The organism is Clostridium sp. C8-1-8, from assembly GCF_009928445.1.
Lineage (GTDB): Bacteria > Bacillota > Clostridia > Clostridiales > Clostridiaceae > Clostridium_AR.
Window position 1 is genome coordinate 56,097 of sequence record NZ_JAABNO010000008.1, and the last position, 25,148, is coordinate 81,244.

General features: G+C 30.2%; 28 protein-coding genes. 7 read left to right on the top strand and 21 right to left on the bottom strand.

Features of this window, described 5'->3' with window-relative positions:
• Positions 1–10: 10 nt before the first annotated feature.
• From cmk to GXK57_RS10265, 5 genes are all read right to left on the bottom strand, one after another.
• The gene (gene cmk / locus GXK57_RS10245) at positions 11–670 is read right to left on the bottom strand and encodes a (d)CMP kinase (RefSeq protein ID WP_202127709.1); all 660 of its coding nucleotides are present in this window, start codon (positions 668–670) and stop codon (positions 11–13) included.
• Positions 671–741: 71 nt separating this feature from the next.
• On the bottom strand, positions 742–1,968 hold the full coding sequence (locus GXK57_RS10250) for an NAD(P)/FAD-dependent oxidoreductase (RefSeq protein ID WP_160675385.1): 1,227 nt from the start codon (positions 1,966–1,968) through the stop codon (positions 742–744).
• Positions 1,969–2,161: 193 nt separating this feature from the next.
• On the bottom strand, positions 2,162–3,049 hold the full coding sequence (locus GXK57_RS10255; RefSeq protein ID WP_202127706.1) for a MurR/RpiR family transcriptional regulator: 888 nt from the start codon (positions 3,047–3,049) through the stop codon (positions 2,162–2,164).
• A 93-nt stretch (positions 3,050–3,142) separates the two neighbouring features.
• A complete protein-coding gene (locus GXK57_RS10260) occupies positions 3,143–3,685 on the bottom strand; it encodes a class I SAM-dependent methyltransferase (RefSeq protein ID WP_160675388.1) in 543 nt (180 codons plus the stop codon).
• Between the two features lie 11 nt (positions 3,686–3,696).
• On the bottom strand, positions 3,697–4,407 hold the full coding sequence (locus GXK57_RS10265; RefSeq protein ID WP_160675391.1) for a pseudouridine synthase: 711 nt from the start codon (positions 4,405–4,407) through the stop codon (positions 3,697–3,699).
• Between the two features lie 151 nt (positions 4,408–4,558).
• Between GXK57_RS10265 and GXK57_RS10270 the strand changes: the two genes are divergently transcribed.
• Positions 4,559–5,377: a TIM barrel protein gene (locus tag GXK57_RS10270; RefSeq protein ID WP_160675394.1), complete on the top strand. Its 819-nt coding sequence runs from the start codon at positions 4,559–4,561 to the stop codon at positions 5,375–5,377.
• A 154-nt stretch (positions 5,378–5,531) separates the two neighbouring features.
• On the opposite strand, the gene GXK57_RS10275 is transcribed toward GXK57_RS10270, so the two are convergent.
• The gene (locus GXK57_RS10275) at positions 5,532–5,735 is read right to left on the bottom strand and encodes a hypothetical protein (protein ID WP_160675397.1); all 204 of its coding nucleotides are present in this window, start codon (positions 5,733–5,735) and stop codon (positions 5,532–5,534) included.
• A 262-nt stretch (positions 5,736–5,997) separates the two neighbouring features.
• Here GXK57_RS10275 and GXK57_RS10280 point away from each other — a divergent pair, with 262 nt between their 5' ends.
• Positions 5,998–6,390: a PadR family transcriptional regulator gene (locus GXK57_RS10280; RefSeq protein ID WP_128213383.1), complete on the top strand. Its 393-nt coding sequence runs from the start codon at positions 5,998–6,000 to the stop codon at positions 6,388–6,390.
• A 210-nt stretch (positions 6,391–6,600) separates the two neighbouring features.
• On the opposite strand, the gene GXK57_RS10285 is transcribed toward GXK57_RS10280, so the two are convergent.
• The 8 genes from GXK57_RS10285 to GXK57_RS10320 all read right to left on the bottom strand — a co-directional run bounded on the left by GXK57_RS10285 (position 6,601) and on the right by GXK57_RS10320 (position 13,733).
• Positions 6,601–7,479 (bottom strand): CAP domain-containing protein, encoded by an 879-nt coding sequence (locus GXK57_RS10285; protein ID WP_160675400.1) that lies wholly within the window; start codon positions 7,477–7,479, stop codon positions 6,601–6,603.
• A gap of 182 nt (positions 7,480–7,661) precedes the next feature.
• On the bottom strand, positions 7,662–8,234 hold the full coding sequence (locus GXK57_RS10290) for a putative ABC transporter permease (protein ID WP_160675403.1): 573 nt from the start codon (positions 8,232–8,234) through the stop codon (positions 7,662–7,664).
• 119 nt (positions 8,235–8,353) lie between these two features.
• Positions 8,354–9,181, bottom strand: a complete 828-nt coding sequence (locus GXK57_RS10295) for a Cof-type HAD-IIB family hydrolase (protein WP_160675406.1) — start codon at positions 9,179–9,181, stop codon at positions 8,354–8,356.
• Between the two features lie 412 nt (positions 9,182–9,593).
• Positions 9,594–10,091 (bottom strand): hypothetical protein, encoded by a 498-nt coding sequence (locus GXK57_RS10300; RefSeq protein ID WP_160675409.1) that lies wholly within the window; start codon positions 10,089–10,091, stop codon positions 9,594–9,596.
• A gap of 22 nt (positions 10,092–10,113) precedes the next feature.
• Entirely contained in the window at positions 10,114–10,578 is a 465-nt protein-coding gene (locus tag GXK57_RS10305) for a pyridoxamine 5'-phosphate oxidase family protein (protein ID WP_160675413.1), read from the bottom strand.
• 19 nt (positions 10,579–10,597) lie between these two features.
• Entirely contained in the window at positions 10,598–12,208 is a 1,611-nt protein-coding gene (locus tag GXK57_RS10310) for a hypothetical protein (protein WP_160675416.1), read from the bottom strand.
• On the bottom strand, positions 12,201–12,911 hold the full coding sequence (locus tag GXK57_RS10315) for an ABC transporter ATP-binding protein (protein WP_160675419.1): 711 nt from the start codon (positions 12,909–12,911) through the stop codon (positions 12,201–12,203). The genes GXK57_RS10310 and GXK57_RS10315 overlap by 8 nt, the downstream gene beginning before the upstream one ends.
• A gap of 117 nt (positions 12,912–13,028) precedes the next feature.
• Positions 13,029–13,733 carry an HAD-IA family hydrolase gene (locus GXK57_RS10320; protein WP_160675422.1) on the bottom strand — a complete coding sequence of 235 codons (705 nt, stop codon included), beginning with the start codon at positions 13,731–13,733 and terminating at the stop codon, positions 13,029–13,031.
• 183 nt (positions 13,734–13,916) lie between these two features.
• Here GXK57_RS10320 and GXK57_RS10325 point away from each other — a divergent pair, with 183 nt between their 5' ends.
• Entirely contained in the window at positions 13,917–14,477 is a 561-nt protein-coding gene (locus GXK57_RS10325; RefSeq protein ID WP_160675425.1) for an AAA family ATPase, read from the top strand.
• A 233-nt stretch (positions 14,478–14,710) separates the two neighbouring features.
• On the opposite strand, the gene GXK57_RS10330 is transcribed toward GXK57_RS10325, so the two are convergent.
• Positions 14,711–15,379 carry a Type 1 glutamine amidotransferase-like domain-containing protein gene (locus GXK57_RS10330; RefSeq protein WP_160675428.1) on the bottom strand — a complete coding sequence of 223 codons (669 nt, stop codon included), beginning with the start codon at positions 15,377–15,379 and terminating at the stop codon, positions 14,711–14,713.
• A 167-nt stretch (positions 15,380–15,546) separates the two neighbouring features.
• On the opposite strand from GXK57_RS10330, the gene GXK57_RS10335 reads away from it, so the two are divergent.
• On the top strand, positions 15,547–16,050 hold the full coding sequence (locus GXK57_RS10335; protein ID WP_160675431.1) for a GNAT family N-acetyltransferase: 504 nt from the start codon (positions 15,547–15,549) through the stop codon (positions 16,048–16,050).
• A gap of 48 nt (positions 16,051–16,098) precedes the next feature.
• On the opposite strand, the gene GXK57_RS10340 is transcribed toward GXK57_RS10335, so the two are convergent.
• The 3 genes from GXK57_RS10340 to GXK57_RS10350 all read right to left on the bottom strand — a co-directional run bounded on the left by GXK57_RS10340 (position 16,099) and on the right by GXK57_RS10350 (position 19,846).
• Complete coding sequence (locus GXK57_RS10340) at positions 16,099–17,454, bottom strand: MATE family efflux transporter (RefSeq protein ID WP_160675434.1); 1,356 nt, start codon at positions 17,452–17,454, stop codon at positions 16,099–16,101.
• A 467-nt stretch (positions 17,455–17,921) separates the two neighbouring features.
• Positions 17,922–19,034 carry an Ig domain-containing protein gene (locus tag GXK57_RS10345; protein WP_160675437.1) on the bottom strand — a complete coding sequence of 371 codons (1,113 nt, stop codon included), beginning with the start codon at positions 19,032–19,034 and terminating at the stop codon, positions 17,922–17,924.
• A 374-nt stretch (positions 19,035–19,408) separates the two neighbouring features.
• On the bottom strand, positions 19,409–19,846 hold the full coding sequence (locus GXK57_RS10350; protein ID WP_160675440.1) for a DUF6143 family protein: 438 nt from the start codon (positions 19,844–19,846) through the stop codon (positions 19,409–19,411).
• Between the two features lie 244 nt (positions 19,847–20,090).
• Here GXK57_RS10350 and GXK57_RS10355 point away from each other — a divergent pair, with 244 nt between their 5' ends.
• From GXK57_RS10355 to GXK57_RS10365, 3 genes are all read left to right on the top strand, one after another.
• Complete coding sequence (locus GXK57_RS10355) at positions 20,091–20,303, top strand: hypothetical protein (protein ID WP_160675443.1); 213 nt, start codon at positions 20,091–20,093, stop codon at positions 20,301–20,303.
• 276 nt (positions 20,304–20,579) lie between these two features.
• The gene (locus GXK57_RS10360) at positions 20,580–20,990 is read left to right on the top strand and encodes a hypothetical protein (protein WP_160675446.1); all 411 of its coding nucleotides are present in this window, start codon (positions 20,580–20,582) and stop codon (positions 20,988–20,990) included.
• A 145-nt stretch (positions 20,991–21,135) separates the two neighbouring features.
• Positions 21,136–21,837: a hypothetical protein gene (locus GXK57_RS10365; RefSeq protein WP_160675449.1), complete on the top strand. Its 702-nt coding sequence runs from the start codon at positions 21,136–21,138 to the stop codon at positions 21,835–21,837.
• 137 nt (positions 21,838–21,974) lie between these two features.
• Here GXK57_RS10365 and nadC read toward each other — a convergent pair whose 3' ends face one another.
• Genes nadC through nadA form a run of 3 tightly spaced genes read right to left on the bottom strand, consistent with a single transcriptional unit; the run spans position 21,975 to position 25,056 of the window.
• Positions 21,975–22,811 (bottom strand): carboxylating nicotinate-nucleotide diphosphorylase, encoded by an 837-nt coding sequence (gene nadC, locus GXK57_RS10370; RefSeq protein ID WP_160675452.1) that lies wholly within the window; start codon positions 22,809–22,811, stop codon positions 21,975–21,977.
• A complete protein-coding gene (locus GXK57_RS10375) occupies positions 22,792–24,099 on the bottom strand; it encodes an L-aspartate oxidase (protein WP_160675455.1) in 1,308 nt (435 codons plus the stop codon). The genes nadC and GXK57_RS10375 overlap by 20 nt, the downstream gene beginning before the upstream one ends.
• A 57-nt stretch (positions 24,100–24,156) precedes the next feature.
• The gene (gene nadA / locus GXK57_RS10380) at positions 24,157–25,056 is read right to left on the bottom strand and encodes a quinolinate synthase NadA (protein WP_160675458.1); all 900 of its coding nucleotides are present in this window, start codon (positions 25,054–25,056) and stop codon (positions 24,157–24,159) included.
• Between the last annotated feature and the right edge of the window lie 92 nt (positions 25,057–25,148).

Sequence of the window (25,148 nt, forward strand, 5' to 3'; positions counted from 1 at the left end):
TCGTACTAAATTAAAATTCTTTATTAATATATTCACAAATTTTTTCTACCACTTGCTCAATGTTAATACCAGTAGTATCGAGCTCTAAGGCATCCTCAGCTTTGGTAAGTGGATCAATTTCTCTGTTACTATCTAAATAATCCCTTTGTATTATTTCCTTTAATATTGAATCATATTGAACCTCAAGACCTTTAGCTTTTAGTTCTTCGTATCTTCTAGTAGCCCTTTCTTCTGGGCTTGCTGTAAGAAAGAACTTAAAGGATGCATCTTTTAAAACCACTGTGCCGATATCTCTACCATCCATTATAACATTATATCTCTTGGACATATCTCTTTGAAGTGTCACTAGTCTTACTCTAACTTCTTTTATTGACGCATATGCGGAAACACTTTTACTAATATTAGGTAAAGTTAATTGGTCATTTATGTTAACACCATTAAGATAAAGTTCATCATTTTCAAAATGCATTTCCATATCCTTTATAAGTTCACATAGAGCTTCTATGTTTTCTGGAGATATGTCTTTTTCCAATGCTTTATATGTAACAGCTCTGTACATAGCTCCTGTATTAATGTACATTAGGTTATATTTCTTAGCCACAATCTTTGCTATGGTGCTCTTTCCTGCACCTGCTGGGCCATCAATAGCAACTGATAATCTCAAATAAATCGTCCTTTCCTCAATACGTTTTTTACTTCATGTATGATTATACCACAATTTATATATTTCCATATATATCTTTATATATCATTTACATGAGTACCTGCCAGATATCCTGTTGAAAGAGCAATTTGAACATTGTATCCTCCAGTAAAAGCATCCACATCTATTACTTCACCAGCAAAAAATAAGTTATCAAGAATTTTTGACTTCATAGTTGAAGGATCGATTTCTTTTGTATCAACTCCACCAGCTGTAACAATTGCTTCAGCTATTGGTCTTAGTCCCTTAACAGTAAAGCTTAGTTTTTTAAGTAGTTCTACAAGTTTTCTTCTTTCTTCTTTAGTTATTTCGTTTACCTTCTTATCACCAGATACACCACTTAAGTTTATTATTGTATCTATAAGTCTTTTTGGAAGTAAATCCCCAAGTGAATTTTTAAAATCTTTATTTATATATTTTTGAAAATCCTTCTGAATCCTTAGGTCTAGCTCCTTTTCATCTAGAGCCGGTTTTAAATCTAAAGATATATTATACTCAGTTTTATCATTCTTAACGAATCTACTTCCACTTAATACTAATGGTCCGGATATTCCAAAATGAGTAAATATCATCTCGCCCTGATCCTTAAATAAAATCTTCTTACCATTATTTATAGAAAGCTCTACATTTTTTAGTGAAAGTCCTTGTAACTCTTTAACCCATTGTTCCTTTATCTCTATAGGAACTAAAGATGGTTTAGGCTCTACTATTTTATGACCTAGCTTCTTTGCAAAATCAAAACCTTCACCTGTTGATCCAGTAAGCGGATACGACTTTCCACCTGTACATAAAATAAACTTATCTCCCTCTACAACTTTTCCATCATCCAAAGTTACAGCTTTTATATTGTTTCCGTCAGCCAGTATTTTACTTACCTTGGAATTAAGCATAACCTTAACCTTACTTTCTTCTAAAGCTTTGCTAAGCGCACTAATTATATCAGAAGACTTGTCAGACTCAGGAAATACTCTACTGCCTCTCTCTACTTTCAATTTAACTCCCATTTTGCTAAAAAAGTTCATAGTGTCTTCATTTGTAAAGGTATAAAGAGAGCTATATAGAAAATGAGGATTTCCAGGTATCATCTCAAAAAATTCGCCTATATCCTTAGCATTAGTAACATTACATCTACCTTTACCAGTTATGAACAGCTTCTTTCCTAATCTATTATTTCCATCTAGCAATATTACTTGATTTTCTTTAGCTGCAGAAATTGCAGCCATCATCCCAGCAGGACCAGCACCTATAACAATAACCTTACTCATTGGTATCACTCCTTAAATAATAACTCTGTACAACTGCATCTGCCTTTTCTGAACGTATGTGAGGAAATTCTGGCAGGCGACTAATTTATTCTTTTTTACTGTAGTTACAGAACATTAGAATGTAATAGCATTTATAATTGCATTAAATCTTCATTATTCAATATCTATACAGTAAAAAAGAGGCTTCTGCCTCTTATCTTGATTCATTACCATTCTTATTATATGAATAGACTTGATACTCTTTCCAAAGACTCTCTAAATCTGAAAATGTCTTTGATATTTTTTCCTTTTCTCTCATGCCAACAGCTATTATTACAGCGTTTATAACACTTAGCGGAGCCACCAAAGAATCTACGAAAGATGCCATATTGCTCTGTGCTATTAGTGTATAATCAGCCTGTGACGCTAAAGGAGAAAGTAAGCTGTCAGTAATTGCAACTACTTTTGACTTTCTAGACTGGGCAAATTCTAGTGCATCTATAGTCTTAACAGCATATCTTGGGAAACCTATGCCTATAACTAAATCCCCTTCACCTATATTAATCATTTCTTCAAATACATCGCTTATACCATTACCTATTATTTTTACGTTGTCTAATATCAAATTCAAATAAAATCCTAAGAACTCTGCTAAAGCTGAAGAACTTCTTAAACCTATGATATAAATTCTTTTTGCATTAAATATACTATGTACCACATCTTCAAAGGTCTTATGATTTATCTTTTCCAAAGTTGCTCTTATATTTTCCATGTCTGCTTTTAAGACACCCTTTAATGCATTTTCTTCACTAATATAATCGTTTGATAGTTGCAATCTTTGAACAGAAGTAAGCTTATTTTTTATAAGCTCTTGTAATGCTTTCTGCAGCTTAGGGTATCCGCTAAACCCGAGCTCATTAGCAAACCTAACTACAGTAGATTCGCTAACCCCTACACTTACACCAAGTTTTGCTGCAGTCATAAAAGCGGCTTTATCATAGTTTTTAAGTATATATTCAGCAATCAGTTTTTGTCCCTTACTAAGTCTTGGAAATTTTATTTGTATTAATCTCATTAAATCATGATTATCATTGATACTCATACTAGCTATCCCTTCTTTAAAACGCCGTTAATAAAATGCAATATTTATTTCATTTTATCATCAAATATCAACATATTCAATATTACAGACATTTTATTTCTTCTCGATTACAACGAGCTCTGGAGGACAATTATTGCGATTTAGGTAGCTATGATGCATAACTCCGTAGCATTTTTTATCAAGGTTTCTTGCAAATTCAATAACTTCTTCTGTTTCTTTTTTTCCTTCTTCGTGTCCATTATATAATGCAATAGTTATAAGTCCACCTGGAGATAGTATTTTAACTGCACTATTTAAACTTTTTATAGTTGAATCAGTAAGGGTTGTGACTTCTTTTGAACCACCAGGTAAAAAACCTAAGTTGTACATAATACAATCTACCGGCTTATCTATGTATTTTTCCAAAAATTCATGTGAATCTAATATAAGTTTTACATTAGAGTTATTTTTTTCTTCATAAGACTTTATGGCCATTTCTTGTATATCAAAAGAAATTACTTCTTTAAATAGATCACTTAAAAAATCTGAATCATGCCCATTACCAAGTGTCGCATCAACTGCCACTATTTTATTATCTAAAAAGTTTTCAATTATATAATGAGTAAGATTACTTATATCACCAACATATTTAAACATATATTCAACTCCTATAGTGACCTTATATAATTTAGCTCCTCGTCAGTAAGCTCTCTAAAGTTGCCCTTCTCTAAGGCACCAAGTTTTATCTCACCAATGCTCTCTCTAGTAAGTTCTAATACTTCATGATTAAGTGCAGCACACATCTTTCTTATTTGTCTATTCTTACCTTCATGAATTTGAAGTCTAATCTTTGAACGATCTTCAAGTGTTTCCAGTACTTCTAATTTTGCATCTGCAGTTATATATCCGCCTATATCTATTCCACTCTCAAATCTACGGATTTCTTCCTTAGTAAAAATTCCTTTAACAATTGCTATGTAAGTTTTATTAATCTTTTGTCTTGGATGAATAAGTTTATTGTATATTTCACCATCGTTAGTTAGTAATAGAAGTCCTGAACTGTCATAATCCAGTCTTCCTATTGGAAATATTCTCTCTTTAATACCTATAAGATCAATTACTGTTTCACGATCATGTTCATCCTTAACCGAAGATATATAACCTTCCGGTTTATTAAGCATAATGTATCTCTTCTTTTCTTCTGGTCTAATCTCTTTACCAGAAACCTTAACTACATCTCTATCTTCATCAACCTTTGTACCTAATTCTTCTACAATTACATCATTTACACTAACAACTCCTGAAAGTATAAGTTCCTCACACTTTCTTCTAGATGCAACTCCGCATCTTGCCATAAATTTTTGAAGCCTTTCTTCCATTAAAATCACCTCTAATAATCAATTCTAATAAATAAAAGGAAAGATTTCAATAAAATATTGCTGAATTACATTTCCTGGAAAATAAATTGCTATTTGTATTCCTATTTTGTTATACTACAATTACGATTTAAGTTATGGAAAGGATATATATATGGAAAAGCTACTATTCGGAATTTCAGGACTACCAATAGGTGATAGTCAAAATAAATTTACTTATAAAACAGGAATTGAGTATCTTCACTCAATAGGCTTAGATGCTATGGAGCTTCCTTTTGTTAGATCAATTAATGTTACAGATAAAAATAGACAATCTATTTTGGATATAAAAAATGAACATAATTTCTATCTATCTGCTCATGGTTCATACTTCATCAATCTAAACGCAATTGAAGAAGAAAAAAGAGAAAAATCAAAAGAAAGAATTTTAAATGGTGCAAAGGCATTAAAATCTGTCGGAGGGAGAAGTCTAGTCTTCCACCCTGGTTACTACCTTGATTCTACCTATGAAGAAGCTTTTGAAAATATAAAAAGAGAATTATTAGAATTAGATTATAACGGAGTAGATTATAGATTAGAAACTACAGGAAAGCCTACTCAGTTTGGATCCTATGAAGAACTTGTAAGAATGTGCAAAGAAGTACCGAATTGCAAACTTTGTGTTGATTTCTCCCATGTTCACGCTAGAGGCAATGGAATACTGAAGGAGTATTCTGACTTCGCAAAGATCTTTGACTTAATTGGTACAGAGCTTGGTAAGGAAGCACTTCAAGACTTACATGTACATCTTTCTGGTATAGCCTATAGTATTAAAGGAGAGAAAAATCATTTGCCTTTTGAAGAAAGTGATTTTAATTACAAAGCTTGTTTAAAAGCTTTTGTAGACTTTGATGTTAAAGGTTGCATTGTTTGCGAAAGTCCTATATTAGAAAAAGATGCTTTACTTTTGAAAAATACTTATGAAAGTTTATAGTTAGTAAAGAAATTCTGTCAAGCAACATACTTTTATTTTTTACTATTTATCATAAGTAGCTCTTATTAACCACTTAGTCTACTTGTTTAGCTTGCAGAAACTTCATGTCTTTATAGACAGTAAAAAAGCCATAGGCAAATGCCTATGGCTTTTATTAGCAGCGAAATGAACTCAATAATAGTAATAGAAATAAAGGATTGTTGTAATAACCTCCACAAGGATTGCCGCCACAATTGTTAAATCCTGCTCCACATCCGAAAGGACCATAGTTGAATCCATTATTGCAACAATTGTTAGTATAACAAGGAGTACAGCAGTTATTATAACTTCCACAACAACATCTGTGTCTTCTTGACAAGTAAATCACCCCATCTCTTTTGTATAGTATATTGTATTCAGCTATGTAATAAATTGACAGCACTTTATTTTTTATTTATTAATATCATTTACGAGGATATTGATTAAGATTATATTTTATTCTATAATATCTATATATAGGTATACACTATGAAAACTTACTTTATTTATGTTCTACAAATACTGGCTTCTTGCCACTATTGGGCATACATAAATTCATAGTTGAAATTGAATTCTTATATAATCTAAAGTGAGGTGTTACAATGTCAGAAAACCGTAATAGAATTATAGCTCCTAGGAATGTTGTAAATATTAAACAAATATATATTTTTTACATATTAAAAGAATTAGCTAAAGGAAAAGAAGTCTTTGGTAATAGAATCCTTGAAGATTTTAGAGAAGCATTTTCGAACAATAATCTACCTCTTCCAGTATCCTCTAGCACTATTTACGATACCTTATATGATTTAGAAACTAGAGGATATGTGAAAAGTAAATGGGAAGGCGACGAATTTCTTAATAAGAGAAGCAAGAAGATATATTCTATAACCGATGCAGGAATACTTTATTATAATACTCATGTAGCAGATTATATCGACAACATAAAAAAAAGTAAAAGCTTACTTGATCAATTAATATATATGCTTCAGAGATAATTTTTTTGAGCTTTATTGTAATTTTTTAAATTTCAATAATATAACTATATTTAAAATCATTGTTTAAGTAATTTATTTAAACAAAAACAGAACTTAATATAAACAAAACCATACACAATATTGGGATTTGTACTCTCAATTAGTGTATGATTTTGTTGTTATTGTGTATTATTTTATACCGTAAGTATGATTTTTAAGAGTGCTAAAACATTATGGAGTATAGAAAATTTGTGTTGCCATAACCTTACCATTATATGCTGCTACTCCTATACCAATCTGAGTATAATTAGCATTTAATATATTAGCTCTATGTCCAGGAGAATTCATCCAAGATTGAACTATCTTTTGACCGCTGGCAACATCTTCTACTCTTTGTCCTGAGAAACTCATTGTATATATGTTTTCACCAATATTAGAGTATTTCCAGTTATTTTTATTAGCTATATCAGTTATATACCCGTTTACTGGTGATTTATGATCAAAGTAGTTTAGTCTAATCATTTCTTCACTCTTACTTCTTGAGTATTTGAAGGCTGTACTGTTTATAGTTAGTGGTTTTAAACCATTCTTTTGTCTTTCTTCGTTTGTATATTTTAGAATATCAGCCTCAATAGTACTCATGTATTGTATACCCATATTGCTTTGATTGGTTTGTGCATTATTGGCTCCAGCAGTATTCTGATTGTTGCCATTGTTATTAGTACTGTTTGTGTTATTTTGATTTCCAGAGGTATTATACTGTGAACTTCCACTACCTGAACCACTTGGAGGAACGGCCGAACTATTACCACCAGTACCTGAATTAGGAACCGGTTGGCCTGTTGCAGCTGGGTTTGGAGCTGTTTGTGTTTGAGGTGCTTTAGTTCCTGATTGATTATTACCTTGATTTGTAGTATTAGATCCATTATTACTTTGATTAGTAGTATTAGACCCAGTATTATTTTGGTCAGTAGTATTATTTTGGTCAGTAGTAGTATTATATCCATTATTATCAGTGTTCTTAGCAGTTGTATTCTTTTTATTAGCGCAACCAGTAACCATAAGTAATGCTGACAAGATACAGCTGAAAACTATTGCTTTTTTTCTCATAAAACAACCTCCTATTAGTATAATTATTTTTCTTAAATATTTTGCCCATACAAAATTACTATATGTCTTATTATTTAAGGCACTATTAGGGAGTTATATATGTATTTTGAAATTTTTAGTTCGTTTTACATTATGACTTTTTATAATCCTGATGGTTGAATTTTCAAGAACATTATATAAAATCATTTCTTTTTTAATATTTTAAACCTGCTAAGTATATTTAAATAGTTGGATTTAACAATATAATTTTTTTCTTTTAACTTTAGGTATAGTACAATGAAAAAATCCATCACTATAATTAAAAGCATGAAAGGAACTATTGCTGGCAAAATAGATTTAAAAGTAAAAAATAATTTATTTATAAATGGCTCCATAATATATATGCACATTAGACTTAAACCCATCCAATATACTGAAAACTTTGCACATACCAATCCTTTAAAATTCAAAGGTTCTTCTGAGTAATCCCAGTATATCTTGTTATAGAAGTTTTTTAGTATATGTCCAGTTATATACTCGATAAATGTAGGTATTATAAGACAGATTATTAGCAATAAAATTAAGTGTCTATGAGCAAAGCTATTTAATAGTACCAAAAGTGTAAATGCAAAGCCGTACATTGGCTTATATGGTCCATTTAAAAAACCATCATTCTGAAATCTTCCTAATTTGTAGTAACAATATACATTTTCTACTATCCAACCTAAAAAAGAATAAATGATAAAAGTACCACCTAAAAAAATAAAAAAATTCATAAACTTTACCTTCCTTCAGCTTTAATAACAACTATTATTGGCAAAATTTTATGAATTTATTTAATAATTTCTTTAAGTTTTTAATTTATTTTATAGTTTGATATTATTATTCAGCAGATCTATACAACAAATTTTTCTATCACTTCACTTACGGCATCATTGTCATTATCTCTTATGGTAATATATTTTGCTACTGCTTTTACAGTTTCATGTGCATTAGAAACAGCAACACCAAGCCCTGCCCTCTTTATCATCTCAATATCATTTCCATCATTGCCTATAGCAATACATTCATCTAGAGTATAACCATAATGCTTTGCCAAGGTCTCTAAGGAACTGCCCTTGCTCATACCTTTTTTAGTTATTTCAATACCGGTTTTACCTGACATTACAACTTCCACATCAAAAATATCTTCCAGATACTTCTTTATAGCATCAATTTTTTCTGAATCTTCATCATATATTTCTATTTTTGAAACCCTAGGTGTACAGTTAATTACATACTGCTTTAAATCACTTATAACCTCTGACTTTAGCCTGTATTCTTCTGGCAAAGACAAGTTATATTCGTTAAACTTTTCTGAAAAAGGATGTAGTCTTTCTGAATAAATAATGTCTTCACAAAAAACATTATAAAAAACTTCATTGAAATTTTCTCTAATATAACTGATTATCTTTATAACTAAGCCATTAGCTATGGTTTCATGAGCTATTTCCTCATGATTGTGGTCAAGAATTATACTACCATTGCAAGCTATAACTGGCTGATTCTTAGGCATGTCCTTTATTATACAACCTAAAGCTGAAGGTATTCTACCTGATGATATTACAACTTTTACCCCCATATCAACAGCTTTTTTAACTGACTTAAGATTTCTTTCTGTTATGTTTCTTTCTTCATTTAAGAAAGTACCATCCATATCTATTGCTATCAACTTATACTTCATCTTATCACTCCTAAAACTATTATAATTATACTGACTTTTGGCTTTGTTAAAGTACCAAGTTGAAATTAAGTGGTCAGTGATCCCATGCTTAATTTCAACAATAATCTTAAACATAGCCTAACTTTTATAAACTTTGATAGTATTCTTTCATCTACCTTCATTATATTTAAACTTAGCAGATAAAAAAAGCGATTTTCATATTTAGAAAGTTAAGATTTTTGATGATGAGGTTAAAAACATATGATATCTATAGACATACTTCTTTGGATGGGCACATCTTTATATACTTAAATAATTATATATAAAGATAATTTCAATAATAAAAAATGAGCTGTCATTTTTTTAGCGACACCTCATTTTTGTATAAATTCTATCTTATTAAATTTATAGCAATTTATAATTTAGTATTATTCTATCTAATAATGTACATAGTTATATAAGTACCTATTAAAGTTAGCGAAAATAATATATATTCAGCTGAACTCATAAAAGCATTGTATAACTTAAGTCCAACTACTGATATTACAAAATTCAATAGTATAAGGAAAATACCTAGTTTAAAATCATGAAATAAAGCTTTATAGGTTATACTCTCATTTTTATAAAAAACATAAGATATGCTTAAAAAGAAATAAGCAAAATAAATAGCACAGCTACTCTTTTGTATTTCTTCTTGCTTTCTTGAAGTTAAACTCTTATAGATTAAATATCTTCTTTTCCCATAAAGAAAAGAATAATAACTTTCAAAAAAACTATCAAAATTCTTTAAAGCTAATCCTAAAAGCAATGAAGCTGTAAGTAAAATTATAGCAGCTAATCTGCTTCCTATCATAGGTGTAAGAACCATACCAATTGCAAACATTATACTTACGATAATTGAGTTCTCCAGTATACCCTCAAATCGCTTCACTTAAATACCTCCTTATATTTTTCTATCTTCTAGCTTTGCCTGTAACTTTAGCAATATCAATTTCTATTACTCTTGTTCTATGTTTTGCTTTCTCTATATACAACTTTCCTTCTTCAAGAAAAGCTTTAGAATACTTCTCAATAATCTTAAATAATACTTTTTCTTTCACTTCTCCGCTTACCTCTGAAGCACGTCCATAAACAACTACACTTCTATATCGTGTACTAAACTTGTCAGGTAAAACCTCAGTATCAGATACTACACAAAATGACACCTTATTATTTTGACTTATATTATTTAACTTCTCCCCTTCAGTTGCACTGTGGAAATATATTTTATTGTCAATATATACATAGCTCAAAGGCACTATTGATGGATATCCATTATCTCCAATAGTTGATAACACCCCGAATTCTCCTTTGTCCAATATTTCTTTTATCTCCATCTCTTCAATTTCTCTATCTTTTCTTCTCATTTCTTTAAACATAATATTCTCCTTTAGTAAATTATTCTTTTAGCTTAAAAGTTTTTGGCGCCAGCTTATAAGTTAGTAAAATAGCAATTATAGTGTATAAAATAGTAACAACTAATACACCTACTGTAAAGTAAAAGGAACTTGTTTTAAAATTCAAACAAAAATAACTTATAAAGTAAATAATAGCATTTGAAATTTTATAAAAAGGACTTTTCATAGTTAATTCTGCAGTATAAGGCTGAAGAACATAATACATGAATAAATGATGTATGGAGAAAAAACAAGCTAAACACAAGATAGAAATAAAATACGGTATCATTGAAAACAAACGTCCAGAAGCGCCACACACTGAGATTACAACCATGATGGAAAGCATTAATACCACAGCAGGAATTGAGTTGAGTAGTATGATTTTTTTAACTCTATAATTAAAATTATTCAAAATAGTCTTGCTTTCACGATAAAATCCATATCTTAAAAGACTTACATCGCAGTTATGGAACATCGCCTTACATACTCTCTCACCAGTTGACATAATATAAAGTACGAACACCATAACAGGCTGACTTTTATCTATATACTTCAATACTCCGCTTTTTTCGCCTGGAAATATTACTAGATATCCTAAAAAGAAAACTAAGATTGCTAAAATTATATAAACCCTAATTTTTATTGGATATATCATTATCTTTCTGTGTCTATAAAAGAATATGGAATTCAAATAATCATACCCTTGTTTTTTATTAAATCTGCTGGAATCTAAAAGCTCTTTGCCAACTCGCTTTTCATTTAGTTCAACATTAGAAAACTGCACTTTAACTTTTGCTGTTTCTGGATTAAAGATATTTTCTTTTATATAAACCTTCTTAGCAATTATCTTGTAATTTCTATATTTAAATACATATGCTACAGACAAAAAGGCTAAAATAAATATAACGCAAACTACTAACTGTTTAAATAAAATATGCTGAAAATTAAGAGATATATTAAGCAATGGTAACCCATAGGCTAAAGATAGTGAAATTAATATAATTAAAGTGCTAGTTACCTTTGTTTGTGCTAATACCTGCTTAGTTTTATTGTAGTAAATAAGCTGTAAAAATTCTCCTATATACTTTACAAATAAAATCTCAACTAACAAAATTAAAGAATTAAAAAAAGAAAATTTAAATACAAGCCCAAATATAAACAGTGGAATTGTCATGTTTATTATACCTATAGTTTTTTCATAAATCATGTGACTTAATAAATACTCTTTTGCATCACATCTCATCAAGTTTATCATGTCATAGGCGTCTTTATTGGTAATGTCAAAAATAGAGCTTTTTATTACAGGTCCTATTATAAAACTTAGGAAAAAGTAAATATTCAAAAATACGCTGTAAAAATCACCTTTCTCTTTGGTTATAAGGTATGCTGGTAGAACTATCATGATTCCAATATATAATGCAGCTTTGAAGAATCCACCTATGAAATTCAGTATAGTATTTAACACTCCAAATAAAATTTTAATGTTAGTTTCTTTGTACAATCTATCAGGTATCTTTTTCCCAACTAGCGGAAGTCTCTTTAGAAAAAAAATAAATGAATTTGCATTTTGAGCAAAGGATACATTAAAGCTATTTTTAAAAGTTTTAAGCATCACTATCCTCCTTTAAGATTTCCATAATCTTATCTTCAAAGTCATCACTCTTAAGAACCTCATTACTTATTTCTTCAAGGACTCCGTTATTTAAAATTACAATTTCATCGCATAAATCTGTGGCTAACTGTAGTATATGAGTAGAAAAAATCAATATATGCTCACTCTTTATATGCTTTAGAAGATTTTTTATCTGCAGAGCAACTACTACATCTAACGAAGTTAAAGGTTCATCTAAAAGAATTATTGGTGGTCTTGTAATCAGAAAGCAAATCATTTGAATTTTATTTTTCATGCCATGAGAATATCCTTTTATAAGCCTATGCATATCCTCTTCCTCAATTTTTATCATATCAAAGTACTCTTCAATAGTTAGAAGATTTGATATCTTTTCCTTATTTATATCTATATAAAATTTCAAAAATTCATATCCAGTTAGAAACTCTGGAAGTATTGGCTGAGAAAATACAAAACCTACCTTAGAATAATCTATTGTAGTTTCTCTATTGTCCTCATCAAGTAACATAACTTGCCCCTTATCGCATTCCATTTCACCACTTATACAGTTAAACAAAGTGGTTTTACCAGCTCCATTACGGCCAAGTAATCCATATATCTTGCCCTTTTCAAAAGTAAAAGAAGCATCCTTTAAAACCTTTTTTTCACCAAAGGCTTTTTCAATTTCTTTTAATACTAATCTCATCACTTTTCCTCCAAATAATTACTAGTAGTTTTAAATTTATAGTATGTTTAAAAATATGTAGCAAGATGGCTTTTTAATGGGGCTACGAGTGTAACTTAATTCTAGCCTATTTTTTTCTTAGAGATCAAATAGGCTTTTTATAACCTTATGTCTTTTACAGGTAACTTTATTATATACATAGCTTTTTTTATCTCTACAAAGTAGTAAAGATTCTATGCCAAGTTTTTTTGCACCATCACAATTATTTATATTATCATCTATAAAAATACACTGCTCAGCTTCAAAATTAAGTTCATTAATTGCTGATTTATACATAAGTTCATTTGGCTTTGTTACTCCTAGTTTAGAGGATATTATAAACGATGAGAAGTATTTTCTTAGCCCAGCATGTACAAAAACATTTTCTAGTGATGGCCATGCATCAGAAACTATTGCTAATTTATAATTTTCACTTAATTTAGGAATGACTTCTTTTGCATCCTCAAAAAAAGTATATTTTTCATAGTTGTATACCAAATCTTTTGCTAATGCCTCAATAGCGCTAACTGTCAAATTTAACTCCTTAAGTTCATTAGAAAAAATTCGATAAAATTCATAGAAATGATTATACTCATCATGTTCAGTTTTTATAAAATCTTGTTTTATTATATACTCTTGAGCCTTACTAAATCCATTGTTAATTTTATTTTTATCAATCTTTTTATACTTTTCTAAATCTACATATTTAAAGAAATTATTGGTTATAAACCAATGCCCTATTTTAGGATAATTCAATACTCTACCAGAATCTAATAAAACTGCTTTAATATGTTTATTTATCATTATCTTCTCCCTTTAATAGCAATGATTGGAATAAATTAGCTTTATTATAATACATTTATCCATAGCTTGGAATTATGATTTGTAATTTTAATAAAAAATTTATTTAGTGTTCTGTGATATATGTGATATAATTAACAATGTTATTGTGATAAATTACAAAAAACAAGTAAGGAAGGCGATCTAATGAAGAAATATTTAATGTTAATAGGCTCTCCACCAGCATGTGGAAAGACTTTCGTATCTACAGAAATAGCTAAGCAGCTTCCAAACCCAGTATACTTGGACAAGGATACAATAATTCCTTTATCAAAAATGGTGTATAGAGCAGCAAATGAACCTTATAATAGAGACTCAGCATTTTTCAAAGAATATGTAAGAAATGCTGAATATGAAGCAATCATGGATGTAGCTTTTGAATCTTTACAATTTAATTCTCACGTAATGGTTAATGCTCCATTTGCCAAAGAATTTAGAGATGAAACTTATATTAGCCGACTTAAGGACAAGCTAAAAGCTTATAACGCAGAATTAGTACAAGTTTGGGTACACTGTGACATTGAGGTATGCCATAAAAGAATGATAGATAGAAATTCTGAAAGAGATACTTGGAAGCTTAATAACTGGCAAGAATACGTTACAGGCCAAGACTTCTCCACTCCTAATGGTGAAGAAATACATATTATAGATAATTCTGGTTCAGAATCAGTAAAAAATGACATAGACAAATTAATAAGGATATTATAGGGCGTTCCTATAATATCTTTATTAATTTTACGTCTATCTAACACTTTAAAACATATTACTTGTTATATTTTAAAGTTCAAATATAGGGTTCCATTACGAAAACTTAAGTAATGCATGTTCAAAAATCGAGGTTTCTGAGGATTTTTGCGGCATGCATTACTTAATAGTTGAGTTAGGAACCCTACAGTTAATACCTAACCTTAAAGTTAAAGTTTACCTGTATGTTTAATCCACTACTTTGCCTCAAAGACCTTAACATCTCCATAAAGTTTAATTATATTATCCTTTATTATAATTCCTCCCTTTTGACCTATAGCGTATAACGTTTTATTTCTTTCTAAAAGAACTTTTTGTATATAGCTATCCTGAGTCTTGGTTTCTTCATAGTGAACCTCTATGTTAAAGTCATTATCTAAAATTCCTAGTCCATGATAGTAAAAAAACTCATTATAATCTTCATCTGGTGATACATAGAATTCCTTTAACTGTACCATGGCACCAGCACTAGCTCCTATTATGGTTTTATTTCCTTTTATAAGCTCATCTTTTAGCCCCAACTCCTCAATCCTGTCAACAGACTTTTCTGGTAAACCTCCCGTTAGAAAGATAATATCACAGTAGCTTATAATTTCTGCCATTTCCTCTTTACTATGCTTATAGTAATTAAGCCAACTTATGTTGTCTTCCTTTACACCATAGGATAAAAATGGTTTTACTACATCATTGTAATACTTGCCTTTTGCTTTGGTGTAGCAACTCTCCCATTCTCTTTCACAACTAATCCATTTTTCACTAAAAGAAAAGGGAAGTATAGCAACCTTACTTTTAGAATTTATATATGGCTCCAAATCATTTCTTATAAAATCCTCATGAAAATTATAGTTACTCAGTAATACGTTCATATTTATCTTTCCTTTCAAGAATTAATAATCAAGTTAGTTATTTGTAATTAAAATAATAATACAGAAAGTATTATTAGGTTGAATAAGGAAATCCTTCTTACCATTTATTGTATCAAAGCACATAATATGTTACAATTCTATAAACATTGTTTTGTAGAGGTGATTTAGTGAGCATAATAAGGTACGCAACATTTGAAGACTCTTATATATTAGGTACAATTCACTGTGCTTCATGGAAGATAGCTTATAAAAACATAGTTCCAAAACAGTTCTTAGAGAGTATTACTGTAGAAAAAAGAGCCGCATACTTTGAAAAGGCTCTAAGAGAGAAAGCTGAAACTGATGCTATAGTGTTCGATTCATCAGAACCCATTGGCTTTGTTACCTTTGGCAAATGCAGAGATAAAGATAAAACCGATGTTTTTGGTGAGATATGGGGACTTTATCTTGTCCCTAACAGATGGAGAAACGGTTATGGAAAAGAGCTTATGCATTTTGCCATAGAAACTCTAAGAAACTCAGGCTTTAAAAACATATCTCTTTGGGTTTTAGAAGAAAATCTAAATGCAATTAGATTCTACGAAAAACTTGGCTTTTTATTTGATGGTACAATTAAGGAATTATACATCGGTAAACCTATAAATGAGCGCAGATATATAAAGACTTTATAGAAAAATAGCTTGTATACTACATATAAAAATGTTATACAAGCTATTTTTCTATATCTGCTTTTTCTGCCATTTTCCACTTCTATAAATTACGTAACCGTATATGCAAACAATTAAATTACTAAAGGACATAGAAAACCATATTCCAATGGGGCCTGCATTAGATAGATACTTAAATAAAAGTATCATAGGTAGCCTTACAAACCACAATCTTCCTACTTCCATATTCATAGAGTATCTTGTATGGCCTGAACCTTGGAACACTCCTTGATAAATACTAAATAACCCCATTAAAGGCATAGAGAAAGAAATATAAATAAGATAGGTTATTCCTTGTGTTATAACAGAAGGATCATCCTTCGATTGAATGAAGAAATTTATAATCGGCTGATCTTGCCATATCATGAGAATACACCCTATTATTGAGAATGTCATTGTAAGTTTTACTGCTTTTATGAACGCTTCCTTTACTCTTTCTATTTTATTAGAGCCTAAGTTTTGTCCAACTATTGCCGTAAGTGCAGCGCCAACCCCCATTGCAGGCTGCATTATAAGCGAAGTTATCCTATTCACCATACCAAAAGCTGCAATTGTTGCTGTACCATAAGAAGCTATGAAGCCATTAAGAACAATGAAACCTAAGGCTGAGCCAGATTGTCCAATGGCTGAAGGCACAGCAACTTTAAATATTCTTTTAATCAACGGAATATCAAATTTAAAGTTCCTAAAATTAGGCTTTACCTGTGACTTAGACTTATGAAGTATATACAACCCTACAAATGCTAATACTGCTTTAGCTATAAGTGTCGCAATAGGTGCTCCTGCCATGCCTAGTTTTAGTCCAAAAATCAGAACTGGGTCTAAAATAACATTTAGTATAACACTACAACCACTTAATATTGTAGACATAAGTGTATTACCTTGAGAATTCATTATGGCATTAAAGCTGAAAAAAATGAAGGTAAAAGGCATATCTAAAAAGGTAATTCTCAAAAATATCTTGCTATAATAGGCAAGGTCGCCTGTGGCTCCCATCAAAGTAATTATAATTGGACTTATCAGGTAACCTAAAGCTGAAAATATTATTGCACATATTACTGATATTACTATAAGCTGTGATGCATACTTTGAGGCCTTCTCATATTTTGATGCGCCTATAAGCTGTGATAAAAGTGAAGTACCAGCTATAGACATCCCTGCCCCTATAGAAATAAACAAAAATATAACTGGCCAAACAAAAGATGTGGCTGCAAATTGAACAGAACCAAGCTTGCCGACCCAAATTCCATCTACCAGATTATATAGTGTTTGTATTAAGTTGCTGATCATTATTGGCAAAGATAAAGTTATAATTACTTTATACATACTTCCTTTAAGTATTAGATCTTTTCGTGTATCTGTATTCATTTGTATGTCCTCCTAATATTTTAGCAATACAATAATAAATTCTATCAAAAATAAGGATTATATTCTAGTAGTTTGCATAAAAAAATTTATCATTAAAAATATTTTTCCATATGAGCTTGAGCAAAGAACTAATATGATTTTGTCATATTCCATCGATGTATCACTTCATAATGATTTTATATTTTCAAATTCTCTGCTCAGAACCCATCAGAGTTTTGAAAATAGGTTAATGATTGAAGTTATGCATCTTTGGCTAAAACTTTAAACTCGCTACGTTCGAACAGTACAATTTTACTCTTTATTTAACCATTCAATTTTTATAAGTCTTATGTATCTTAATCTCGATAGCATTAAGAGTACTTTGTTGACGATGCTTTAGTCAATTAATTGATGAAGTGCGTCAATAATGTAAAAATGAGGGGCTTAAAATTCTAAGCCTCTCATTTTTATACAACTTATTCCCTAGGTTACCAAGCAGTCAATTCAAAAGTATCATCACTAGGTGTATAGGTTGAATCTCCTATATCCTCACTCCAATAGTACTTTGGCTGCATCATGGAAAAAACATTTAGAGTGGCAGCACTAGCTGAAGGAGCCGTTGCACCTGCAAACACAGAATTATTCTCCGCTTTAGGAGGATTAAATTCCATAGAATAGAAATACCAGTCTCTGGCATATCTATGTTTGTTCATCTGGTTTATGAAGGGAATGAAACTTGAATCTACTTCTGTAAAACAAGTAAGTTTTCTCATACCTTCATTTGCATCACCTATAAATAAGTCATTTATATTGCTTGTCTTATATTGTTCAAAAGCGATTCCTTTACTTTCAAGACTAGTAACATATTCTCTGCAAACCTCACCAGTCCATCTATTATTTAGATAACTTTTTCCATCCTTTGACCAAAATGGATCAAGTAGTGCTACTCTATTTGGCTTAAGTTTTGATGAAATGTTTCCTTTGTCTATTCCATCGCAAATAATCTTTGTTGTATTAATTGCCATCTGACCGCCTAAGGAATGTCCAACTATTCTTATTTCACTACCATTATAATTGCTTAAAGCACTTTTATACTGATCAACAAATAGTTGAGCTGCTGAAACTGTTGGCAAATTAGTAGTAACATAGCTTCCATCTGACTTTCTCCATCTCATCCCTTTTGGTCCAGAAGTTGTCCATATTTTAGCCTCAGCATCTTTAAGTTCTGATTCATCAGAAAACTGATTCCAATAGAATATACCTATATTCCAACCTTTATCAATCCAATAATCACAGCTATTTACATCTTCACCGTAATCAGGATCCATTTTACTTGGATTAAAGGATTCTCTATATAGCTTAGTTGTTGAATTATTTTGCCACCCATGAATATATAGCACAGTTGGTTTATTACTATCAAAGTATGGATTACTTTGTCCTGGTATAAACTTCTGACAAAGGTTCCCCTTGCCATACCAATATATGGACGCATCTAGCTTGGTACCGTCCCCATCGTAAGTTGATGCAAAGGCTTTGTGTGGAATTAATAAAAAAGCAAAGAAAAACAAGAATAAGGTTAAGGACTTGAATATTCTTTTCATAATTACCCCTCATACTCTAATTATTTAGAATTTATAAGGTAATTTAATTGCTTGATTTTTATTGCAATAAATAAGAAACTATTAAACTTACCATATGTAAATATTATTATATAATTTTCATCGCTTCCAGTATTCTACAGTTAATTTTACCTTAATTTACCTTTATTTAATATTTATAATAAAGTTTAAATTATTTTAAATGAAAAGTGATGCAAATATAAACTTGCATCACAAACTATAAATGTAAAATAGGAAAAATAATTAAATCTTACAACTCTTTATACTTTCTTCAGACCAACCAAAAGCAAAAATTGCTCTTAGGTGTTGGTTAGGTTTTGCTTTTACGAATGCTCCATAGCATCCTCCTGGAGGAATTATAAATTTACTGTCTCCTCTGTTACTATTGTAGAATCTACTGGAATCATTCTATCGTAAATATTTACGCCTCCTTCAGGATGATTACACACTCCATCGTTTGAATATATTATCTTACCTCTTGGAGTAGTTTCAAGGCAGGGAATAGTATTGGTAGAAGTAAACTTACCTGATCTAATACCCTTTCCAGGAAAGTCAGTATTTAGCCATATTTCAGCTAAGAATGAACTATTACTCAAGTTTGTTATAGTTAATACGTTAACAAATATATTAACACCTGATTCAGGTGGATTATATAAAGCTCCCCAAATATTAAGACCATCAGAAGAAACTATCTCAGTTTGTCCAACATAATACTTACCTTCAACAGCTTTATAAAAAACATTCGATAAAGCTACTACTTTTGTTGGCTTACATAAATCGTTATCTAATATCAATATAACACCTTCTCATTTGTTTATATCTAGTAAAAAGTTCTATATAGCTATCTTCTTTAGTGAGATTTTCACATAATAATTCTCATATATTATATTCAAAGAACCATTTAAATGTTCTATGATGTTTATTCTTAATTTTTTCTTAAATTGCCGTTATTTTATTACTAAGTTACAACTTTATGCTAATATAATATATATAGTTAGATTATAAATAATAAATAAATTTGAATGAATGGTGATGAAAATGATTATAGGATTTGTATTAATGATATTATTTTTGATTTTTGGTATACTGATTAAGTTCACAAAATTTGTATTTGGAGCTGTTTTCGGAGTTATTGGAGCAGTTATTGGAACAATAGTATTAGTATTTGTAGGAATTCATTTATTGTTTGCTTTACTTCCAATAGTTCTAATTATATGCTTGCTTTTAGCTTGTCGTAAGATGATAAGATAAATTAACTCTGTTTAAAGGCTTGTTGTCTTGTATTATTAGATGATAAGCTTTTTTAATGTCTAGAAAAGTATAAAATTTTTGAATAGTTAAACCTAGTAATATCAAGGCTTATAACAGCTATTTATGCTAAACAGTAAAAAAATAAGTTATATTCACCTGCCATATTTTCCTTATATACATTCGGAAAGGCAGATGCGCAAAAAAAGCTCACTGAAGAAGGTCGCTTCATCGACTTTTTTATATTATTATAAATTAATTTTAGTTAGGGGTACTACTATGTTAGAATCAGAAAAAGAAGTATTAGAATATGAATTGCCATATAAGCAAAATTGCAGACTTAAACTATCTACACATATATTATATATTGTTTTAATTATATTTTTTACTTTAGGAGCTTTCTTTTTCCCTACAGATGACAGTGAAGCATTTGTTCTAAAAGTACTTTTTACACTATTCACCTTGTTCTTCTTATTGCTATGGTTATATATGGGCATATTAAAAAGAAGCTATTTAGAAATAACAAATGAATACATTAAGACTGGCTCTCTATTTGGCAGCAAAACTATAACTTGGGACAAAGCTGCAGATGTATCTATATACAAACAAAATCATAACACTATGATAGGAATAATAACTAAAGAAAAACTTTCTAAAAGAAAGGATTCAGATAGATTCAGCAATAGCTAAAGAAACTATAGAAACTCCCATAAACTTAACTTCAGAAGATATAAGTAATAACCAAGAATACAAAGATAAAAATAATAGTTTTTTTATATCTCTCATTAAATGTGTTTTTGCCTCTTTTGCCATAGGAATATTATATGGATACTCTATGTATCTTTTTAATAAGAATATTTTATTAATTCCTTTAATTGGATCAATAATTATACTTTATTTATATAATAAAAATTATGAAGAACGTACAGTAAACTTTTTATTTAGGATATTGATTGGTTTAACTTTTACAATTCAGATCTTTGTTGCAGATATGCTATCAATCTATCTAACCATGAAACTTCCTCTTAAATTAGACTATATTTCTGAATTTTTGCACTACTATTTTAAATACTTGTTTAGTGTAAATGGTGCAATTGTATTAATTATAGCCTTTGTGCTTTTTGTTGTTGGAGCCTTTCAAGGATATCAAACAAGACTACAAAGACAATTAGGTAAGTTTAGAATGAAAAAGATAGGTAATTACTACTACAAAAAAGATGATAATAAGATATTGATTTATTTGATTGACCCTGCTGACTTCGATGATACTGATCCTGAAAATCAAATAGCTATAATATATAAAAACTGCCTAATTGAACTATATAAAAACAATATAAAATCTTTTTATATACCTTGTCATGTTATTAAGGAAATGAATGCAAACATGCTTTATAACAATATTTTAAACATCAATAATACAGACTATTATAAAATAAATTTAGGTGGCACTGATAACTTTCAAAACTATGTTTTCCCTTGTGTTCTAAAATGTACTTCTTCTATGAAAGTAGCTGTTATAGAGCTTCAGGTTAAATAAAGTTTATTAAACTAATAAATTTAATATATATGATAAAAACCTATGCCAAATTTCTAAAGCATAGGTTTTTTCTTATAAAGCAATATTAATTTTCCTAAAACCAATTTTTGCTATTATAAATGAATAAGGGAAAAAAATTAGTGCAGTTTTAGATTCTTCAAGCTCAAATCAAGTATATTAAATGAATGAGTCAAGGCACCAGAAGATATATAATCAACTCCAGTTAAAGCAACTTCTCTTATATTTTCAATTGTTATATTTCCTGAAGCCTCAGTTAAGGCTCTTTTATCCACTATTTCAACTGCTTGTTTCATAGTAGCAAGATCCATATTATCAAGCATGATTATATCAGCTTTCGCCTCAAGAGCTTCGTAAAGCTCAGCAATACTTTCCACTTCAACTTCTATCTTTCTTACAAAAGGAACTTCATTTCTAACTAGAGCTACAGCGTTTTTTATTCCTCCTGCAGCAGCTATGTGATTGTCCTTTATTAGAACCCCATCACTTAGTCCAAGTCTATGATTTGTTCCGCCACCTATCTTTACAGCGTATTTTTCAAATACTCTCATGTTAGGAGTAGTCTTTCTGGTATCTAAAAGCTTAGTGTTAGTTCCTTGAAGCTCATCTACATATTTTCTAGTAAGTGTTGCAATGCCACTAATCCTTTGTAGAAAATTAAGTGCCACTCTTTCCCCAGTTAAAACTATATCACTTCTACCGCTGACTTTTGCAATAACTTGCCCTTTTTTGACTTTATCACCATCTGCTGCAAAGAATTCTATATCAATCTGTCCTAATATTTGAAAAGCTCTTTTAAATATATCCAGACCAGCTATAACTCCATCTTCCTTTACTATAAGGTCAGCGGTACAGTTCTTTGCATCTTTTGTTATTGCCATAGTTGTTATATCACCATAAGGTGCATCTTCCTTAATTGCACTTTTTATAATTTCATCATAAAGCAACCAGTTCATTTACTATATCTCCTCTAACCTTCTTTATTTCTTCTTGTAATATGATTGATAGATCATTACTATAGTATTCCCTATCACCTTCAACTCTCTTTATTAAGTCTTTATATATAACTGTATAAGGTAAAAGATTATTATTTATATAGTTCACAGCCCTATTAGAAAATACTAAAGACTCTAATAATGAATTACTTGCCAGTCTATTAGCTCCATGTAGGCCAGTTGAACTTACCTCTCCTGCAGCATAGAGATTTTCCATAGAAGTCCTACAATACATATCTACTTTAATACCACCCATAAAGTAGTGCTGAGCAGGAGTTACTGGAATTGCTTCTTTTGTAATATCTACTCCTCTATCCAAACAGCTTCTATAGATATTAGGAAATCTCTTCTTTACAAAATCCTTATCTAAATAACTTATATCGAGATACACATGTTTAGATTTACTTTTAAATTCTTCTTCAAGTATAGCCTGTGTTACCTTATCTCTAGGCAATAGTTCATTAACAAATCTTTCACCAGCTTTATTTACTAATCTACCGCCTTCTCCTCTCACTGCCTCTGATATTAGAAGTCTTCTCTTATCCTTTATATCTTCGTAGAAAGCAGTAGGATGAAACTGTATATAATCTAGATTTTCAACCTTAATATTATTCTTAATAGCTATAGCTAAACCATCTCCACTAATCGAATGAAAATTGGTAGAATTTTTAAAAAGTCCGCCTATACCTCCAGTTGCAATAACTACTGCCTTAGCTATAATATTAAGCTCTTCCTCTCCATTTATAGCTAAAGCACCTATGCACTTATTTCTAACAGTAAGTAAATCAGCAAAAAAGCAATTTTCAATTATTCTAACATTAGCTTTCTCTCTAACCTTTTTTGACAACACCTTATGGAGCTGCTCTCCAGTATTATCATCGCAATGAACTATTCTATTGACACTATGAGCACCTTCCCTAGTATAAATTAGCTCCCCATCTTTATCTCTATTAAAGGGCACCTCTAACTGCTCCAGTTTATTAATAGCATTCCTAGATTCCTTGACCAAAATTTCAACTGCTTGTCTTCTATTTTTAAAATTACCTGCAGCTAAAGTGTCCTTAACATAAGTCTCATAGTCCTCTTCATTTCTAAGCACTGATATGCCGCCTTGAGCTAAATAACTATTACATTCGTTTAAGGTATCTTTAGCCAATACCATAACATCTAAATCGTCTCTTAAATTTAAAGCAAAATTTAAACCTGTAACTCCAGCACCTATTATTAATACATCAGTATTTAGTATCATACTTTTACCTTCCTTCAAAGTTTAAAACTATGGTGTTAGTAAAGCACCATGTTGAAATTAAATTGAATGCATTTTCATCAAGCAGCTATGAGCTTTAACTCTCAGTTCTTCATCTAGTTCAATTACGTTTTTGTCGTATAAAAGAGCATCTCTAACATCCTCTAGTGAGGTTTTCTTCATATTAATGCACATTAAGCCGCCTCTAGGAGTAAAGAATCTTTTCTCAGGATTTCTCTTCTTTAATTCATGAAGCACGCCCTCTTCAGTAGCAATTAAAAAGTTCTTTTTGTCACTAGCAGTTGCAAAGTCAATTATTTCTGAAGTACTACCTACAAAATCGGCTAAATCTCTTATTTCCTTTTCACACTCTGGATGAGCAAGAACAACTAATCCCTCAATGGTTTCTTTTGCTTTAAGGATTTCTTCTTCTCTAATCCTCTTATGGGTTATACAGAAGCCTGGCCAAAGTATAATTTCTTTATTAGGAACCTTTTCTTGGATATAAGAAGCTAAATTCTTATCTGGAAGAAAAATAATTTGGTCATTTTCTAAAGAGTTTATTATTTTTAAAGCATTAGAGGATGTACAACAAATATCACTAACCGCTTTAACTTCTGCTGATGAATTTATATAACAAACTACAGCAGCCTTAGGATATTTCTCTTTATATTCCAACACCTTTTCTGCAGTAGCCATGTCAGCCATAGGACATCCTGCATCTAAAGCTGGTAATAAGACCTTTTTATTAGGTGAAAGTATTTTTGCACTTTCAGCCATAAATTTAACACCACAAAATACTATGGTGTCTTTATCTGATTCCTTTGCTATTTTACTTAAATAATAAGAGTCACCTATGTAATCTGCTACTTCTTGTACTTCAGGTCTTTGATAATAATGCGCAAGAATAATAGCATTCTTTTCCTTTTTAAGTTTTTGTATTTCTTCAGTTATAGTCATAATATTCACCATTCCTTTACAGATGTATATACACTAGCATATATAAAATATACCATTATATTGCTTCTCGTTCAAGTAAAAGGTTAATTTTA

Excerpts from the sequence above, each read along its gene's own strand:
- GXK57_RS10320 (WP_160675422.1), bottom strand. The coding sequence starts at position 13,733 with ATGATAAATAAACATATTAAAGCAGTTTTATTAGATTCTGGTAGAGTA.
- GXK57_RS10250 (WP_160675385.1), bottom strand. The coding sequence starts at position 1,968 with ATGAGTAAGGTTATTGTTATAGGTGCTGGTCCTGCTGGGATGATGGCT.
- GXK57_RS10355 (WP_160675443.1), top strand. The coding sequence starts at position 20,091 with ATGATTATAGGATTTGTATTAATGATATTATTTTTGATTTTTGGTATA.
- GXK57_RS10340 (WP_160675434.1), bottom strand. The coding sequence starts at position 17,454 with ATGAATACAGATACACGAAAAGATCTAATACTTAAAGGAAGTATGTAT.
- GXK57_RS10255 (WP_202127706.1), bottom strand. The coding sequence starts at position 3,049 with ATGAGTATCAATGATAATCATGATTTAATGAGATTAATACAAATAAAA.
- GXK57_RS10260 (WP_160675388.1), bottom strand. The coding sequence starts at position 3,685 with ATGTTTAAATATGTTGGTGATATAAGTAATCTTACTCATTATATAATT.
- GXK57_RS10360 (WP_160675446.1), top strand. The coding sequence starts at position 20,580 with ATGTTAGAATCAGAAAAAGAAGTATTAGAATATGAATTGCCATATAAG.
- GXK57_RS10330 (WP_160675428.1), bottom strand. The coding sequence starts at position 15,379 with ATGAACGTATTACTGAGTAACTATAATTTTCATGAGGATTTTATAAGA.
- GXK57_RS10285 (WP_160675400.1), bottom strand. The coding sequence starts at position 7,479 with ATGAGAAAAAAAGCAATAGTTTTCAGCTGTATCTTGTCAGCATTACTT.
- GXK57_RS10375 (WP_160675455.1), bottom strand. The coding sequence starts at position 24,099 with ATGATACTAAATACTGATGTATTAATAATAGGTGCTGGAGTTACAGGT.
- GXK57_RS10325 (WP_160675425.1), top strand. The coding sequence starts at position 13,917 with ATGAAGAAATATTTAATGTTAATAGGCTCTCCACCAGCATGTGGAAAG.
- nadA (WP_160675458.1), bottom strand. The coding sequence starts at position 25,056 with ATGACTATAACTGAAGAAATACAAAAACTTAAAAAGGAAAAGAATGCT.
- GXK57_RS10280 (WP_128213383.1), top strand. The coding sequence starts at position 5,998 with ATGTCAGAAAACCGTAATAGAATTATAGCTCCTAGGAATGTTGTAAAT.
- GXK57_RS10315 (WP_160675419.1), bottom strand. The coding sequence starts at position 12,911 with ATGAGATTAGTATTAAAAGAAATTGAAAAAGCCTTTGGTGAAAAAAAG.
- GXK57_RS10265 (WP_160675391.1), bottom strand. The coding sequence starts at position 4,407 with ATGGAAGAAAGGCTTCAAAAATTTATGGCAAGATGCGGAGTTGCATCT.
- GXK57_RS10345 (WP_160675437.1), bottom strand. The coding sequence starts at position 19,034 with ATGAAAAGAATATTCAAGTCCTTAACCTTATTCTTGTTTTTCTTTGCT.
- GXK57_RS10270 (WP_160675394.1), top strand. The coding sequence starts at position 4,559 with ATGGAAAAGCTACTATTCGGAATTTCAGGACTACCAATAGGTGATAGT.
- nadC (WP_160675452.1), bottom strand. The coding sequence starts at position 22,811 with ATGAACTGGTTGCTTTATGATGAAATTATAAAAAGTGCAATTAAGGAA.
- GXK57_RS10310 (WP_160675416.1), bottom strand. The coding sequence starts at position 12,208 with ATGCTTAAAACTTTTAAAAATAGCTTTAATGTATCCTTTGCTCAAAAT.
- GXK57_RS10305 (WP_160675413.1), bottom strand. The coding sequence starts at position 10,578 with ATGTTTAAAGAAATGAGAAGAAAAGATAGAGAAATTGAAGAGATGGAG.
- GXK57_RS10365 (WP_160675449.1), top strand. The coding sequence starts at position 21,136 with ATGTATCTTTTTAATAAGAATATTTTATTAATTCCTTTAATTGGATCA.
- GXK57_RS10295 (WP_160675406.1), bottom strand. The coding sequence starts at position 9,181 with ATGAAGTATAAGTTGATAGCAATAGATATGGATGGTACTTTCTTAAAT.
- GXK57_RS10290 (WP_160675403.1), bottom strand. The coding sequence starts at position 8,234 with ATGAATTTTTTTATTTTTTTAGGTGGTACTTTTATCATTTATTCTTTT.